Origin of the sequence: Alteromonas sp. C1M14 (genome assembly GCF_018860965.1) — a bacterium.
GTDB lineage: Bacteria > Pseudomonadota > Gammaproteobacteria > Enterobacterales > Alteromonadaceae > Alteromonas.
Window position 1 is genome coordinate 614,469 of sequence record NZ_JAHKQF010000008.1, and the last position, 16,999, is coordinate 631,467.

Sequence of the window (16,999 nt, forward strand, 5' to 3'; positions counted from 1 at the left end):
TGTCAAAACTGCTATGGAGATAGCGGAGGGTGACAATATAAATGAAAATAATCTAAATGCAAATAATTCTTGTTTAAGTTAAGTTTTAGGCTTTCTAAAGAAATAATAAATAGACTGGATTTTGTCGTGGTTGATTAAATCTAAACCGCTAGGTCATCACGTAGGGCGCTATAAGAACGGCATGTTAGGAAAAAAGGGCAGGGCCCTGCGTCGATGATGGCAAAAATAGCGTTTACTTTTTAACTGAGTGTTGTATTTTTGGGCTAAACCTATGTGCCTGTGAGTGACGGTTATGCCGAGGGTGATACCTTGTTTTATTGGAGCTGTTTATGACAACTTGCCACTTTTCTGCCCTTCATCTTTTAAGGGCAATACACAACTTGCTAAGCCAAATGCCTAGCTTCGGATGTAAATAGCATGATTCCGTTTATTAGCCGATCGCCACAAGCAGAGCAGCAACATTGGGTACAAGCATTGTCTGATGCTATGCCACAAGAGCGTGTGGTTTTATTCGATAAATTAAATGACGGGCAAAAACGCCTGTGCGATGTTGCCATTGTTGCGGATCCAGACACTAGGGTCTTGCAGACCTTGCCAAATTTGGAATGGGTACACAGTGTGTGGGCCGGTGTGGAGGGGGTGATACAGGAACTGGCCGATCCTTCCTTTTCCATTGTGCGTTTGGTTGATCCAGAATTAACCCATACTATGTCAGAGGCCGTCTTGGCATGGAGTTTATTTTTGCACCGTGAAATGTATGCGTATCAGCATCAGCAAGCAGAACAGCGGTGGGTACAGCGGCCGATGGTACGGGCGCGCCAGCGTCGTATCGGTATACTTGGATTAGGGCAATTAGGTAAGGCCAGCGCGCAACGATTGAGAGATAACGGGTTTGATGTTTATGGCTGGAGCCGAAATGCTAAAAACTTACAAGGAATAACCTGCTTACAGGGGCAAAATGGGCTGCAGAAGTTATTACAACACAGTGATATTCTGGTGTGTTTATTGCCTTTAACGGCGCAAACCCGTGGCCTTCTAAATGCCCGTACCCTTGCTTGGTTGCCGCAAAATTCAACCATCATTAATTTTGGCCGAGGGCCGATAATCGATGACACCAGCTTATTGAAAGCCCTTGATGATCACCTAGCCTACGCGGTGCTTGATGTGTTTGAGCAAGAGCCGCTGCCTAGGCATCATCCATATTGGCAACACCCTAAAGTCAGTGTATTGCCTCACATATCGGCGCCTACCCACCCATGTAGTGCCAGTCAAATCGTGGCTGAGAATATTCGACGTTATCGTCGGACTGGTCAGTTACCTGAAACGGTAGATACGGGCAGGGGATATTAGTATGTGAAAGCACAATGGGTGTGCGTAGGAAATATGGATGGCAGGAATTAATGCTGTGCCATGCTAGCAATCGTCATTCGCATTTTGATCTTTGTCTTGTTGCTGATCTAATGTGCCGGTGTTGTCAGGGGATGACGGCGCCTCATTTGTATCGTCGCTAACCTCTGTAATGGAGGTATCAGCTAATGGCGGTATTACAGAAAAAGTATCCTCACTGCTTTGTCCGCCGCCACAGGCAACCAAGGTGATACTGATACCGGCACTTAAGGCCAGAATAATGGCACGATTTAAGGTTTTATTAGGTGTCAACGAACTCATCCATTTTTGTGTTTACCCAAAAGTAGTCATAGCTTGAGCTTTGTTGGTTAAGTTCGCAATAGGTCAGTTGCACACATTAGGTATTATCGTGTGCAACTAGGTATATTTTATCCATCGCGGTTACTCAATGGGAGCTATCTGACTAACTGATAAAACAACCCATGAAGCCTGGCGGATCAGGTTCTGTAACGTTTTACCTCATTGCTTAATTCGGCGGTCATTACTTTAAGTTGATCACTGATTTTTTCAGCATCGGCTGTTCCTTGAGCATTTAGGTTGGCAATATCCACAATCTCAGTAACATTCTGGTTAATGCTTTCTGACACATTGGTTTGTTCTTGCGCTGCATTGGCAATTTGAATATTCATCTGCGTAATGGTGGTGGCAGAAGTTTTAATTGCGTTTAGTGAGCTGTCTACGTTTTCTACTTCAGCCGTTACCGCGGCGCTGAGTTTTTCAATTTCTTCAAATAACCCCACCGTTTGTTTTGCGCCAGATTGTACATTTTCCACCATTTCTTGGATCTGATTAGTGCTGTCTCTGCTTCGTGCGGCCAATGTTCTAACTTCATCGGCCACTACGGCAAACCCTCGACCAGCTTCTCCGGCACGGGCGGCCTCAATCGCCGCATTTAAAGCTAGCAGGTTGGTTTGCTCAGAGACGCTTCTGATCACGTCTAAAACGCCGCCAATTTTATCCGAGTGTTCTTCTAGGGTTTTCACCGCTTCAACCCCGGAAAACACCCGATGGCTTAAATCTTCGATTACCTCTATGGCGGTTAGCAAGATGGCGAGGGCATCTTCAATTTTTTCTTCAGCCAAGTTGGCGGAGGCATAGGCTGAACTGGCGTCATCGGAAACGTTTTTAGCCGTCGTTGCCATTTCGTGCATGGCGGTTGCCACTTGATCGGTTTCGTTCAGTTGTCGTTCTGTACCCTGATTTGTTTGTTGCAGTAGCGTGGATAGCTGGGATGTGGCATTGGCCAGGGTCGAGGAGGAATGCAGTACACGTTTTACGATTGACTGTACTTGATCGGCAAATACATTAAAGGATGCAGAAAACTCAGCAATTTCATCACCGGAATCGGTGGATAAACGTTTGGTGAGATCTCCATCACCGTTAGCAATTTCATTCATCGCATTTACGCCAGCTTGTAACGGCCGAACGATACTTCTCACCACAAACAAAGCGATAAATATAATAACGATTAGGGCCACCGCTGAAATCAATACTGTTTGCGTAAAGGTTTTCGTTATGGATTGGTCAATGCTCTGGTCCATAATCGCGACTTGCTGCGCTATACCATCAACCCAAAAGCCGGTACCAAGTAAAACGCCCCACTGTTTTATCGGGATGGCGTAGCCAAGTTTAGGGGCGTAACTGCTGCCATCTTCGTTTGTCCACGCATAGTGGACAAACCCGCCTCCCTGTTTGGCTTGGGCTATAAGTTCTTTTATTAAATATTTGCCTGTCGGATCTTTAAAGTTAATTAAATTGGTGCCTTCTAAGCTTGGTTTAACCCCATGAACTTGATTCACACCTTGATAATCGTAAACAAAAAAATAGCCGGTAGAATTACCGTCTTTGAAGCGTAAGTTACGAAGTACACTAAAAGCCTGTGCTTGAATCTCTTTGTTGTTTGCGGACTCTGGATTATCGATAAAAGGTTTGATGGCCGTGAGGGCTAATGCAATGTAGTTTTTTAATTCCGCTTCCTTTGCGGCGTTAACCTCAGCGTTGAACATGGCAACGGATTTTTTACCCACTGAAGTCGTTTGTACGTAGCTATAACCCATCAGTAGCAAGGTAAGCAAAATAACCGGAACGATGGCGAGGATTATCACGCGGTTTTTTATTGTCAGATGCATGGATGTTTTCTCTATATTCCAAGGGAACTAACTGTTTGCTAAGCAAAATAGGTATTGTGCTTAGCAAACAGCCTTTAAGATAAATGTAGTTTATTGACGGAGAAATGTAATATTTAAGTGAATTATATCGATCCAAATCAATATCAGGTGGGGCTCAAGGGGACGTAGGTACTTGTTGCAACTAGCGGGGTGACGCTTAGGTTGATTAAAATCCGAAACGCCGTTGATAAATTGGGCTAGATGGCAACAATTAACCGTAAATTTTCGTCATTAAACGTGAATCGAGTTTATCGCTAGCCACACTGCGGTATACTGTATTAACTATTCCTTAAGTCATCGCTGTTTTGCGTTATTTCCCATGACTGTTGGGGGGTATTTTCAACTCTCTTGAATAAAAACCAGCAATACGCAACCAAAAAGCCAGCGAAAACAGTATAGATATAAACTCAGCAAGTTTTTAATTTTCTATTAGCGCAGCTAACAGTCACCGCCGGTGGGTGTCACTGCACAAACACATACTCATCCAAAAAAGTATTTCGCTAATTAAGTGCGTCTGTATTTTTTCGTGGTGTTTTTTATTTACATAAGGCAACTAACATGCTTAAAACTATGGTTTACGGTGTCTGTGGCGCTGTGGTTGTGGGAGCAGTCTTATTCGGCGTGTATGCTTGGCATCCCAGCATCGATGAAGTCTCTCCTGTGGCAGAACATAACTTTACACCAGAGATGGTGGCAAAAGGAAAGATGCTAGCCGCGGCCGGTTATTGTGACACCTGTCATACTCCACCCGGTGGTGCGCCCTACGGTGGCAACTATGAAATGCATACACAGTTCGGTTCAATTTACTCTAGCAATATCACACCGGACGAAGAGACAGGCATTGGCAGATGGTCAAAAGCGGCTTTCATACGCGCCATGCGCTCGGGAGTTAGTCGTGATGGGAGCCATTTGTTCCCAGCCTTTCCTTATGAACACTTCAATAAGATGACCGATGAAGACATTACGGCCATCTATGCTTATATAATGACTTCTGTTGCCCCAGTAAAACAGGTGAAAAAAGACAACGGGATCCCGTTTCCACTCAATATAAGGTGGCTTCAAGCAGGATGGAAATTACTTTTCGCAGACACTCAGCAATTTGCATATAACCCCGACAAATCAAAGCAATTTAATCGAGGCGCCTACCTTGCCGAAGGGATTGCCCACTGCGGAGCCTGCCACACACCACGTAATGCCCTCGGTGCAGAACAGTACGAAAAAATGTATCAAGGTGCAGCTATCGATGGTTGGATAGCGCCGTCACTGACCGCTACCAGCACCTCGCCAATACCCTGGCGAGAGCAGGATTTCTATGAGTATCTCACCACCGGTAATGCGCCTTTTCATAGTAGCGCGGCAGGTCCCATGGCTCCGGTCATGCATAAAGGATTAACACAGTTACCCGATGAGGATATTCACGCCATCAGTGCGTATTTAGCCGATTTCAATAACAATGAAGCTAGCGCTTCTGCTGCAACCCATGATGTGGTGCAAACCGCGTTAGCGGCCCAACACACACAAGCGCCCCCGCGTATCGATGAGGGTGCCCGTTTGTATGCCACTGCATGTCAGTCTTGTCATTACAACAGTGACCAGGTAGTGAAAGGACGTCCTTTATTGGCGATTAGTTCATCCACCAACCTTGACCAGCCCACCAACCTCATCAATGTCGTTCTAGATGGCATACATAATGATCAAGGGATCGCGGGTGTGGTTATGCCAGGCTTTAGAGACGCATTAAGTGATGAAGATATCAGTGCCATTGCAGCCTATTTGCGCCAGTCAGCGGGCAAGAAACCATGGCCAAACTTACAACAACAAGTGGTTGATATTCGAGCTCAGCCTCGCTTTGCCCATTAAGTAGACAGGAGAACCTAACATGGCGAATTTTAAAATAAATGGTAAGCCAGTGCGTGTAGATGTAGACAATGACACGCCGCTTTTATGGGTAATTCGAGACGAATTGGCTATGACGGGCACCAAATTTGGGTGTGGAATTGGCACCTGTGGTGCCTGCACGGTTCATGTTGGTGGACGTGCCACACGCTCGTGTATTACTCCGGTAGAGGCCGTGGAAGGGGCCGACATAACCACGATTGAAGGCTTGTCTGAAAACGGAGAACACCCCTTACAGGTGTCTTGGCAAAAACTACAGGTTCCTCAATGTGGTTACTGCCAGTCTGGGCAAATTATGCAAGCTGCCGCGTTGCTCAAAGATATTCCAAACCCTACCGATAGCGACATTGATGCGGTGATGGGTGGAAATTTGTGTCGTTGTATGACGTATGTTCGCATACGCAGTGCAATCCACGAGGCGGCTAACGGGGTGAAGGAAGACAGTCATGAGTAGAATGTTTAAAGACAATGCCATGGGGCTAACTCGCCGGGGCTTTTTAATTGGCATGACCACTGCCGGGGTGAGTTTCGGTTTTCCTCGTCATGTATTAGCCGCCATGGATCCGGCGACTTCTGACGGCAAGATTCTGCCCAGTGAAGGGGATATCTATGAGCCGTCACTTTGGTACACCATTGATAGCGCTGGTAAAGTTAAGGTCAATATTATACGCGCAGAAATGGGGCAACATGTGGGAACCGCCATTGCTCGAATATTAGCCGATGAATTGGAAGCGGACTGGGATGATGTGGAAATCATCCATGTCGATTCTGATCCACGGTGGGGAATGATGGTCACAGGAGGCAGCTGGTCGGTTTCGAAAAGTTGGCCGGTATACCGACAAGCCGGTGCCGCCGGTCGCATTGCATTGATTGAGGCTGCCGCTAAGGTATGGGGAGTGGACAGCGCTGACTGCCGTGGGGTTAAAGGTAAGGTAATATCGAAAAAAGGTGAGCTTTCATACGGGCAGTTAGTGCAGTTGGGGCTGACTCGACAATTTACTGAAGATGAACTGAACGCCTTGCCGTTGAAACCCAATGCTGACCTCAATCTAGTAGGTCAACAAGTCAAAGCGTTGGACGTGGCCAATAAGACTATGGGTAAAACGGTGTTTGGGATTGATGCCAAGGTAGAAGGTATGGTTTACGGCAATCCCATTTTACCCCCTACTCGGTATGGTTCTGCGGTGGTTGATTTTGACGATACCGCAGCCAAGAAAGTTAAAGGTTATCAAAAAACCATTGTGCTAGATGATAGCAGTGGCAGTGTACCGGGATGGTTAATGGTTATTGCCACTAGTTTCGTTGCGGCACAAAAGGCCGCTAAATTAGTGACAGTAAATTGGACGGAGGGCGATGCTAAAAATGTATCGGAAGCCGATATTATTGAACATGGTAGATCGTTACTTGGTGATGACTCAAAGGGCAGTATTTTAGACACGGGGAATGTAAATACGGCACCGGTATTTGCTAAAGCTAATGAACAGTTCACCCAGGAATATATCACCAGTACGGTGTTGCACGGACAAATGGAACCCCTTAATGCGCTGGTATTTAGAAATCCAGACGGTGTGTGGGAAGTGCATTCTGGTTGTCAGTGGCAGTCGTTAACCTTGCCCGTTTTAGCGCAAGCCCTTGGTGAAGACGAAGCCAATATTGTGTTAAGAACTTATATGCTAGGCGGTGGATTTGGGCGTAGATTGAATGGCGACTACACCATTCCTGCTGCATTGGCTTCCAAAGCCTTGGGGGGAAAGCCAGTTAAAATGCTATTGACTCGACCTCAAGATATTCAATTTGATAGCGCCCGTTCAGCTTCTGTACAGCAATTAAAAATAGCATTTGACGATAATAAAACCGTGATCGGTATGGAACATCATGCTACCGCAGGCTGGCCCACCCAAGTTTTAGTGCCTGGGTTTATGCCAAAAGGGGTGAATGATGAACCCTTTGATCCCTTTTCCATAGCCGGTGCCGATCATTGGTATCGCGTGGGCGCACAAAAAGTCCGCGCCGTGTCTAATGATTTAGCCAATGCCACATTTAGACCGGGTTGGTTGCGTTCAGTGGGGCCAGGTTGGACTAACTGGGCATTGGAAAGCTTTATGGACGAAGCCGCGCATTTCGCCGGTAAAGATGCGCTGCAATTTCGTTTAGATATGCTAATAGCTGAAGGTCGTAATGCCGGTTCTACACCGGTGGCTGAAGGGGGCGCAGCCCGTCAGGCGGTGGCTTTGGAAAAAGCCGCTGAGATGATTGGCTGGGGTAAACCCCAAGCTCCAAACAAAGGTATAGGACTGGCCACAACCTTTGGTCAAGAGCGGGAAATGCCTACCTGGGTAGGGTGTGCCGTGCAGGTTCATGTGGAACCCAACAACGGTTTGGTAACGGTAGAAAAGCTTTATCTTGCTGTCGATGCGGGAATTGTTGTTGATCCTGATGGTGCCCAAGCACAGTGTCAAGGGGCGGCATTATGGGGCTTGTCCATGGCGTTATTTGAAGGAACTGAAATTGTTAACGGCCAGTTTAAAGACCAAAATTTTGATCGTTATACGCCGCTAAGAATAGGGCAGACGCCGGAAGTAAAAGTAGAGTTTATTGCCAGTACATTACCGCCATCAGGGCTAGGTGAGCCGGCGGTGACGCCGGTTGCTCCGGCAATAGCCAACGCTATTTACAATGCTGTGGGTGTACGCTTACGTAAATTACCTATGAGTCCCGCTGATGTTAAAGCCGCACTGGAACAGAAAAATGCCTAACAGAAGTAGGCCGTTAGCGCGTCCTTTAAGTTAGGGCTATTGTAGAGAAGTATGGACGTTGCGCTTTCCTACAAGGAAATGAGGAAAGCGCAATATTGTTGTGACTTAAGGCTGAAACGGTAATGATGATTGGTGCAATATAATGCGTATCTTTCCGTCATCACATTGTTTAAAAACGAAGCTCTTATTAACAAAAATGTGGCTGTCATCGGCACCGATGAAATGCACATTACATTGCACAATCGCTAAGTCGTTATGGAGAATGAAATCTTCTTTGCTATACCAAACCTTTACCCAAGGCTTTAGTTTAAAGCCGTTGTCATTAGGAAAGTCACTGTTTCCACCCACAAAATAAGAAAGGGCCCCTTCCTTTGTCGGGCGATATGTTTGTTCGCCAAATGTGAGTGTTGGCTTGAACAATACGTGACCGTTATCATAGTCGTAATTATCCGTTAGAACTTGATTCGAGAATGCTTGGGTGTCTCCGCCTTCAGCGTGAACTTCCCCAACTTTAACCACGTTGTCGCACCAAGTTTGTAGTGCGGTATGTACCATTTCTTTAGTAAACATAATGTACACATTTCTCCTTCATTGATGTTATTTTCTGTGACCCTACATAACCACTGATGACACGGGTGCTAAGGACTTAGTATTCATCATTTGTGTCACATGACTTTCCAAGCATAGCCCATCGATTCGAAAATTAATGTCTATTCCGTGGCCATTTAGGCTCATTGAGGCAATGTTATATTATCTCTAAAAGTTGCGGGATTTAGATTATCCTGATCCAAATATTTAACAAGACTGTTTCGAGATAGTTTTTAGCTATCAATACATCCCCTCTGGTGACTTGGCGATTTTGGCGCAACTCTGTGGGTAGTGATTTAATCACTCACCTAGTTAGGGGCGCGAAACAGTGGATAAAAATTGGGTGTTAGTACTTGCTAAGGTGCCGAACAGCGAATTTTCTTACATTTAGCGCGTTATTGTTGACTTTAATCATAGTATTGTCGACATTTTGTAAATGATAATAATTGTTGTTTGTGATTTCCTGTGATTGTTATATTATCACATTTTGAGATAGAGAGTTGGACACATTAGGTAAAGTCCTTGTGTTCAGTTGTAACACTTTCACAGCATTATCCAGGATCCGATAAAGAAATGAAAAAGACACCCTTAGCACATGCTATGGCCGCTTTATTGTTAGCGAGCCCAGTTTTAGCACAACAAAACACATCCGCAGATAGCCAAAACGAGGACATTGAAAAAGTCTCCGTGGTGGGCGTTCGTGCGCGTTTGTATGAAGCGGGCATGCTTAAAGATACGGTTCAAAAAACAGAAGTGGTATCTGATAGTTTGATGGAGAAACTACAAGCGTCCTCGCTCACTGATGCAATATCCATTTCTCCGGGTGTGCGGGTGAACAACGAATGTTCCATGTGTGGTGTTAAACGGGTAATGCTAAACGGCTTGCGAGGTGAGCACACCACTGTACTGGTAGACGGTATTCCGGTTTACACCATGATGTCTGGTTTCTATGGCCTTGATGCTGCGGCTTCTTCCGGTGTAGAGAGTGTGGAAATTGCCCGAGGTGCTGGAGCGTCGTTAATTGCCCCCGAAGCGATTGGCGGTACCATTAATCTGGTGACCAAAAAAGCGATTGAAAATGGCGTTACTGTAGACCTTTCAGCGGGTGAGAATGGCTACAAAAAAGGGAGCTTAGTGGCTACCGGTCTTGCTAATGATGATAAGACTCGTGTGACATTCTCGGCACAATATGACGACCGTGATCAATACGACGGTGATAACAATGGGGTTAGTGAAAACCCTGAACTTGAGAACAAGGTGGCAACCCTGTTCATCTCCCATGATTTTACCAACCAAGATAGTGTGCATGTGCGCGCTAATCTTGCTGATTCAGAAATATTTGGCGGCCCCACTGGTACAAGTATTGGTGAAGTCCTCAATGATTATTATGCAGATCCAGATTTTGAATCCTCCTCTTTGTTTGAAGATGATGACGTGCGCAATGCCTATATTGGTAAGGGGTGGGAAACCACTGAATGGATAGAATCTGAGCGCAAAGAACTCTATGTCAGTTGGCTCCATGACTTTGGCGACCAATTAAATATGACCTTGGTGGCTTCTCATAATGACCATACTCAAGACTCTTTCTACGAGGGGTTTGTGTACGATGCTGACAATGAAATGGACTATTTTGATGCTCGCTTTAATTGGAATGTGGTTGATGATCATTTACTGACTTTTGGTCTTGATACGCGTATGGAAACCCTCGACTCCCAAACAAACAGTGATACCGATGACTATGTCTCTGACAGTTTCGATTACGACACCTTAGGCTTTTATATTCAAGACAGTTGGTATGTGAATCAGGATTTAGAATTAAATGTAGCGGTGAGAATAGATAAGGTTGAAGCCGACTTCACCGATCCTGCAAAACCAGGTACAGAAATTGACGAAACCATCGTGTCTCCTCGCGTAGATATCCGCTATGATCATAATGAACAGTGGACATCTCGCTTGTCGGCGGGTCGCGGTTATCGAGCGCCATTGTCCTTTTTTGAATCTGATCACGGTATCCTTGATGCGGGTGTGGGCTTTGAAATTAATGTGGATGAATTAGAGCGCTCGTTATCGGTAAATTACGCATTAAGTTATCTTGGGGAAGCCCTTAGCCTTACCACGTCTTTAGGTTATACCAACGTGGAAAATCTTGCGGTGTTGTCTGAAAATGAGGAGGGAGTGCCGGCACTTGATCAACTTACCGAAGACGCCGATGTATTCGTTAGTGATGTGGTATTGAGTTATCATCTCACTGATGATTTTACCTTGGGATTCACCGCTGAAAACTATGTATATAGTGATCAATTTAAACAGTCTTATGGTGTTGTTCCGGTTGAACAGCGTGCTATTTTTACTGCTGATTGGGAAATAAAAGGGTGGGATGTGTACGCCGCTGCCACCTGGGTGGGCAGTCGGGATTTGAGCGAATACGGTACACCTGAAGCGCCTACCTTTGATGCCGCTGGATTACTGCCTATGTCTACCAACGCACCCGCCTATTGGACGGTAACTACGAAGGTATCGAAACAGATCACTGACACCTTTAGTGTGTATGTTGGAGCAAACAACCTGTTTGATTACACCCAAGTTGACGACATGGAGACACCGTTATTTTACGAAGATGGCGGTTATGACGTTGCCTATATTTACGGGCCGCTGCGAGGCCGAGAAATTTATGCTGGTATCACGGTAGCCTTGTAACGATGAATAAATGTGTAAGACAAGTCGCTTTCGCTTGTACTGTCTTTCTAGCGAGCTTCCCGTTGTGGGGGGCCGGGAATAATCCTCTTTATTCGCTAGAATTAGACGCATTGATGAATTTAGAAAGGGTATCACTAGGGGATTATAAACATCAGATCCTAGTGGTAACCGTTTTTGAACCTCAATGCCCTTGGTGTATGAAGCAATTTAAAGCGTTAGAAGATTTATATCAAAACTGCGCTAATCACTTACAACCGGTCGCTGTGGGGGTAGGAGATAAAAAAGGGTTAAAAGAGATTGTATATAAAACAAAGATCTCTTTTCCCGCCGCTGTTGCCTCACCGGATTTTATCGCTATGGTGGGAGAGCCTAAAGCCACGCCTTTTAGTCTTATCATTGACGACAACGGCGACCTAGTTACCACTATTGAAGGCTATGTTCCGCTAGCAAAACTCCGCTATGCATTTCAGGATGTGTGTCTCGCAGACGCCGTTGCACAAACATCTATTTCAGGTTAGTTAAAGGGGCATTGCATGCCCCTGCTTTGTTGATAAATCAGCACCCATCATCAGTAAATCTCCTGCGTATTGCCCTAATGTAAGGGTAAATGCTAAGCAATTGAATAAGCATTGATTGTGTATAGTCTCGAGATCAGCGAAAATAGCCGCCAATTACGATTAACACGACGGGTTACAGGGGAAGCGCGAAAACAGTGTGCTTTGCTAAGTGTGTGTAAATCCGCGTACAAACGAAAAGAACGAATACATGGCAAATCAAGATTTTCTTAATGAAATCAATAAGCGAAGAACCTTTGCTATCATCTCGCACCCTGATGCCGGTAAAACCACCATTACTGAAAAAGTGCTTTTATTTGGCCGCGCATTACAAACGGCAGGGACAGTAAAAGGTAAAAAGTCCGGCCAGCATGCTAAGTCCGATTGGATGGAGATGGAAAAAGAGCGGGGTATTTCTGTTACCACGTCGGTGATGCAGTTTCCTTACCGCGATCATCTTGTGAACCTGCTTGATACTCCAGGACACGAAGATTTCTCTGAAGATACCTACCGTACCTTAACCGCAGTGGATTCGTGCTTAATGGTCATTGACGCGGCGAAAGGGGTGGAAGCTCGTACCCGTAAGCTGATGGAAGTGACCCGTTTACGAGATACGCCAATTATTACCTTTATGAACAAGTTAGACAGGGATATTCGTGATCCCCTCGAATTGCTTGATGAGGTTGAGACAGAGCTCAATATTATGTGTGCGCCGGTGACCTGGCCAATCGGCAGTGGTAAAGGATTCAAAGGTGTTTACCATTTTCATCGGGATGAAGTCTTTCTTTATCAATCTGGAATGGGTCACACCATTCAAGATGTGCGCATCATCAAGGGGGTAGATAGCCCAGAACTGGAAGAAGCCATCGGCAGCGGTTTGGCTGAACAGTTAAAAGAAGAACTTGAATTGGTGCAAGGTGCATCCAATGAATTTGATCAAGAAATGTTCTTAGCCGGTGAACTTACCCCGGTATTTTTTGGTACCGCATTGGGCAACTTCGGTGTTGATCACATGCTTGATGGCTTAGTTAGCTGGGCGCCTGCACCCCAAGGTCGGGTTACTGAAGACGGCGAAATCAGTGCTCAGACGCCAGAGTTTAGCGGCTTTGTGTTTAAAATTCAGGCCAATATGGATCCCAAGCACCGAGATCGCATTGCATTTTGTCGTATCGTGTCCGGTAAGTACGAAAAAGGCATGAAAATGCGCCACAGCCGTATCAATAAAGATGTGCGTATTTCTGATGCATTAACCTTCTTAGCTGGCGACAGAGCATTACTTGAACAAGCCTATGCTGGCGATATTATCGGTCTTCATAATCACGGTACCATCCGTATTGGTGATACGTTTACCTCGGGCCGTAATTTTCGTTTTACCGGCATTCCTAACTTTGCGCCTGAGCTTTTCAAACGCATCCGTTTGCGCGACCCTTTAAAACAGAAGCAATTGCTAAAAGGGCTTATTCAGTTATCAGAAGAAGGCGCGGTCCAAGTTTTTCGTCCACTGATAAACAATGATTTAATTGTCGGTGCCGTCGGTGTGTTGCAGTTTGACGTCGTTGTTGCCCGCCTTAAGGCAGAGTACAATGTGGATGCAATATACGAACATATCAGTGTGAACACAGCCCGCTGGGTTTACAGCGATGATGCTAAGAAATTGGATGAGTTTAGACGCAAAGCCGAGCAGAACCTTGCCTTAGATGGCGGCGATAATCTTACGTATATCGCGCCTACACGGGTTAACTTACAACTAGCCCAAGAGCGTTATCCAGACATTCAGTTTAAAGAAACCCGCGAACATTAAGAAAGACAAACAATGAATATACATGCTTTATTAGTCAGTCGTTTTACCGAGGCATTAGAAGAGCTAGGGGTCGAAAATGCCCCTGTGCCGGTGGCAAAAAGTGCTCGTCCTGAGTTCGGTGAGTATCAGTTTAACGGTGCGATGGCACTGGCTAAACAACTTAAACAAAAGCCCCGTGATATTGCAGAGAAAATTGTCTCCCTGGTGAAGCTAAACGATGTTGCCAGTAAGCTCGAGGTTGCAGGTCCGGGTTTTATCAATGTACATCTAAACGACACTTGGTTGGCGAATCAGTGTGAACTGGCATTACATGATCCCCGCATTGGTGTTGCAAAAGAAAAAACCAACACTATCGTGGTGGATTACTCTTCGCCAAATCTTGCTAAAGAAATGCACGTGGGGCATTTGCGTACCACCATCATTGGTGATGCCGTGGTCAAAGTGCTGGAATTTCTGGGACATAAGGTCATTCGTCAAAATCATATGGGCGATTGGGGTACCCAGTTCGGAATGCTGTTAGCTCACCTGTCAGACAAACTTGAAAGTGAAGTGGCAGAAACCGCCTTATCTGATCTTGAAGACTTTTATCGTGCAGCGAAGGTGCGTTTTGATAACGAAGAGGGCTTTGCGGATCGCGCCAGAGAGTACGTGGTTAAATTACAAGGTGGCGACACCCGTTGTTTAGCACTATGGCAACTGTTCATCGACATCTCTATCAAGCACAGCGAAGAGGTGTATCAAAAACTGAATGTCAGCCTGACTCGTGATGACATTATGGGAGAGTCTGCTTATAACGACGATCTGGCCAATGTGATTGCACAGCTAAAAGAACAAGGCATTGCGGTGGAGGATCAAGGGGCTCAGGTTGTATTCATTGACGAACTTGCCGACAAAGAGGGTAACCCGGCGGTTTACATTGTACAAAAATCCGGTGGCGGATACTTATATTCCACCACGGATTTAGCCGCCATCCGTTATCGTAGTGGTAAACTGAACGCCGATAGAACGCTAATTCTTACCGATGCCCGACAGGCCTTACACTTTAAGCAAACAGAGATTGTAGGTCGTAAAGCGGGCTTCATGAAACCGGAACAAACATACGAGCATTGCCCGTTTGGTATGATGCTGGGGAGTGATGGCAAGCCGTTTAAAACCCGCACAGGTGGCACGGTTAAGCTGGTTGAATTATTGGATGAAGCGGTAGAGCGTGCGGGTAATTTGATTGCAGAGCGTACTTCTGATTTATCTACTGATGAACTCAAAGACGTGGCTCGCAAAGTGGGCATTGGCGCGGTTAAATATGCCGACTTAAGTAAGAACCGTACCACCGATTATGTCTTTAATTGGGATACCATGTTAAGTTTTGAAGGCAATACGGCTCCTTACTTACAATATGCATTTACCCGGGTACAAAGCATTTTCCGTAAATCTGGTATATCCCCTGCCGACTTGCCTGGCGCTATGGCCTTTACTGAAAAACAAGAACACGTATTAGCCGTGTTGTTATTGCAGTTTGAAGAAGTGGTCGGGGTAGTATCAAGAGACGCCACGCCCCATGTGTTGTGTACGTACCTGTACGATGTGGCCAGTGCCTTTATGTCGTTTTATGAAGCGTGCCCCATCTTAAAAGACGGGATCGAAGATAAAGTGCGCAACAGCCGTTTAGAATTGGCGGCGTTGGTGGCGAAAACCCTCGAACAAGGCTTGGCATTATTGGGTATCGAAACCCTGGATAAAATGTAATAACCATAGCATAGCGAGGGCTAGAAAGTGCTTTTTGGTTTTACCATAGAAGCACTTTTTGCCATGGCTTTTACATCAACAGGACAGAGGTGACTGACTCGAGTTCAGCTCCTTGATGACAACAAGTGAAACAGGGTTTTATACACCCTCGCTGGGTTTTGGTGTTAAACACCTTTTTTCCCTTTATTTCTGCCTTAACCGGGCTATCAAAATAAACCTAAATTCGTTACTATTCGCGGTCTTATTTTCAGAACACATGTGGCGAAAAAATGTTTGAAGTAAACCCAGTCAAAAATGCCATTGAAGATATCCGTGCGCGTGCCCAAGCGCTTAGGGGGTATCTTTGACTTTGATACAAAGTCAGAGCGTCTAGAAGAAGTTAATCGAGAGCTCGAAAGCTCTGAAGTATGGAATGAACCGGAACGAGCCCAAGCGCTCGGAAAGGAAAAGGTCGCTTTAGAGCAGGTAGTGGAAACAATCCACAAACTGGATCAGGGCACAGAAGATGTCGAAGGATTATTGGAATTGGCGATTGAAGCCGAAGACGAAGAAACCTTTGACGAAGCCCAGGTTGAACTGGCCGCGCTTATCGCCGACCTTGAAGGTCTTGAATTTCGCCGTATGTTCTCAGGTCCAAACGACAGCAGCGATTGCTATTTAGATCTGCAATCCGGCTCTGGCGGCACAGAAGCCCAAGATTGGGCCAATATGCTGCTGCGGATGTATTTGCGTTGGGGCGAGGCCCACGGTTTTAAAACCGAAATCATCGAGCTTTCTGACGGTGACGTGGCCGGCATTAAAAGTGCTACTATTCGCTTTCAGGGTGAATATGCCTTTGGTTGGTTAAGAACCGAAACCGGCGTACATCGCTTGGTACGTAAATCTCCCTTTGACTCGGGAAATCGCAGGCATACATCGTTTTCATCGGCTTTTGTGTACCCTGAGATTGACGATGATATTCAGATTGATATCGATCCGTCGGATCTGCGTATTGACACATACCGAGCATCCGGGGCGGGTGGTCAGCACGTTAACCGTACTGATTCGGCGGTGCGTATTACCCACGAACCCACGGGCATTGTGGTGCAGTGCCAAAATGACCGCTCTCAACATAAAAATAAAGATCAGGCAATGAAGCAACTAAAAGCCAAACTCTATGAGTATGAGTTGCAGAAACAAAATGCCGAAAAACAAGCGATGGAAGATAGCAAATCAGATATCGGCTGGGGTAGCCAAATTCGTTCCTACGTATTAGACGACTCCCGCATTAAAGATTTGCGCACAGGGGTGGAAACCCGTAATACCCAGGCCGTTCTTGACGGCGATTTAGATAAATTCATTCAGGCTAGCTTGAAATCTGGCTTGTAAATTACCCACTAAAGTGAATAG

At 45.7% G+C, this 16,999-nt stretch carries 12 protein-coding genes; 9 read left to right on the plus strand and 3 right to left on the minus strand.

Annotated features, from left to right (window positions below; genetic code table 11):
• Positions 1-417: 417 nt before the first annotated feature.
• Positions 418-1,350, plus strand: a complete 933-nt coding sequence (locus KO501_RS07435; RefSeq protein ID WP_216028998.1) for a glyoxylate/hydroxypyruvate reductase A — start codon at positions 418-420, stop codon at positions 1,348-1,350.
• A gap of 63 nt (positions 1,351-1,413) precedes the next feature.
• Here KO501_RS07435 and KO501_RS07440 read toward each other — a convergent pair whose 3' ends face one another.
• Together KO501_RS07440 and KO501_RS07445 are read right to left on the minus strand one after the other, a co-directional pair.
• Positions 1,414-1,668, minus strand: a complete 255-nt coding sequence (locus KO501_RS07440) for a hypothetical protein (RefSeq protein WP_216028999.1) — start codon at positions 1,666-1,668, stop codon at positions 1,414-1,416.
• 176 nt (positions 1,669-1,844) lie between these two features.
• Complete coding sequence (locus KO501_RS07445; protein ID WP_216029000.1) at positions 1,845-3,536, minus strand: methyl-accepting chemotaxis protein; 1,692 nt, start codon at positions 3,534-3,536, stop codon at positions 1,845-1,847.
• A 597-nt stretch (positions 3,537-4,133) separates the two neighbouring features.
• Here KO501_RS07445 and KO501_RS07450 point away from each other — a divergent pair.
• The 3 genes from KO501_RS07450 to KO501_RS07460 are packed head-to-tail and all read left to right on the plus strand — an operon-like array spanning position 4,134 to position 8,227.
• Positions 4,134-5,435 carry a cytochrome c gene (locus tag KO501_RS07450; protein ID WP_216029001.1) on the plus strand — a complete coding sequence of 434 codons (1,302 nt, stop codon included), beginning with the start codon at positions 4,134-4,136 and terminating at the stop codon, positions 5,433-5,435.
• 19 nt (positions 5,436-5,454) lie between these two features.
• A complete protein-coding gene (locus KO501_RS07455) occupies positions 5,455-5,925 on the plus strand; it encodes a (2Fe-2S)-binding protein (protein ID WP_216029002.1) in 471 nt (156 codons plus the stop codon).
• Complete coding sequence (locus tag KO501_RS07460) at positions 5,918-8,227, plus strand: molybdopterin cofactor-binding domain-containing protein (protein WP_216029003.1); 2,310 nt, start codon at positions 5,918-5,920, stop codon at positions 8,225-8,227. Before KO501_RS07455 ends, KO501_RS07460 begins: the two co-directional genes overlap by 8 nt.
• Positions 8,228-8,332: 105 nt before the next feature.
• Here KO501_RS07460 and KO501_RS07465 read toward each other — a convergent pair whose 3' ends face one another.
• Complete coding sequence (locus KO501_RS07465; protein WP_216029004.1) at positions 8,333-8,797, minus strand: hypothetical protein; 465 nt, start codon at positions 8,795-8,797, stop codon at positions 8,333-8,335.
• 591 nt (positions 8,798-9,388) lie between these two features.
• Here KO501_RS07465 and KO501_RS07470 point away from each other — a divergent pair.
• The 5 genes from KO501_RS07470 (at position 9,389) to prfB (ending at position 16,978) form a co-directional block, all read left to right on the plus strand.
• On the plus strand, positions 9,389-11,512 hold the full coding sequence (locus KO501_RS07470; protein ID WP_216029005.1) for a TonB-dependent receptor: 2,124 nt from the start codon (positions 9,389-9,391) through the stop codon (positions 11,510-11,512).
• 2 nt (positions 11,513-11,514) lie between these two features.
• Positions 11,515-12,030 carry a redoxin family protein gene (locus KO501_RS07475; RefSeq protein ID WP_216029006.1) on the plus strand — a complete coding sequence of 172 codons (516 nt, stop codon included), beginning with the start codon at positions 11,515-11,517 and terminating at the stop codon, positions 12,028-12,030.
• A gap of 247 nt (positions 12,031-12,277) precedes the next feature.
• Positions 12,278-13,867, plus strand: coding sequence for a peptide chain release factor 3 (gene prfC, locus KO501_RS07480; protein WP_216029007.1), 1,590 nt, complete (start codon positions 12,278-12,280; stop codon positions 13,865-13,867).
• A 12-nt stretch (positions 13,868-13,879) separates the two neighbouring features.
• Positions 13,880-15,610 carry an arginine--tRNA ligase gene (argS, locus tag KO501_RS07485; protein WP_216029008.1) on the plus strand — a complete coding sequence of 577 codons (1,731 nt, stop codon included), beginning with the start codon at positions 13,880-13,882 and terminating at the stop codon, positions 15,608-15,610.
• Positions 15,611-15,879: 269 nt separating this feature from the next.
• Positions 15,880-16,978 (plus strand): peptide chain release factor 2 gene (prfB, locus tag KO501_RS07490; protein WP_216029009.1). Its coding sequence is split into 2 segments (ribosomal slippage): positions 15,880-15,954 and positions 15,956-16,978, totalling 1,098 coding nucleotides; the frame shifts between segments, so codons are not numbered across the junction.
• Positions 16,979-16,999: the final 21 nt, after the last annotated feature.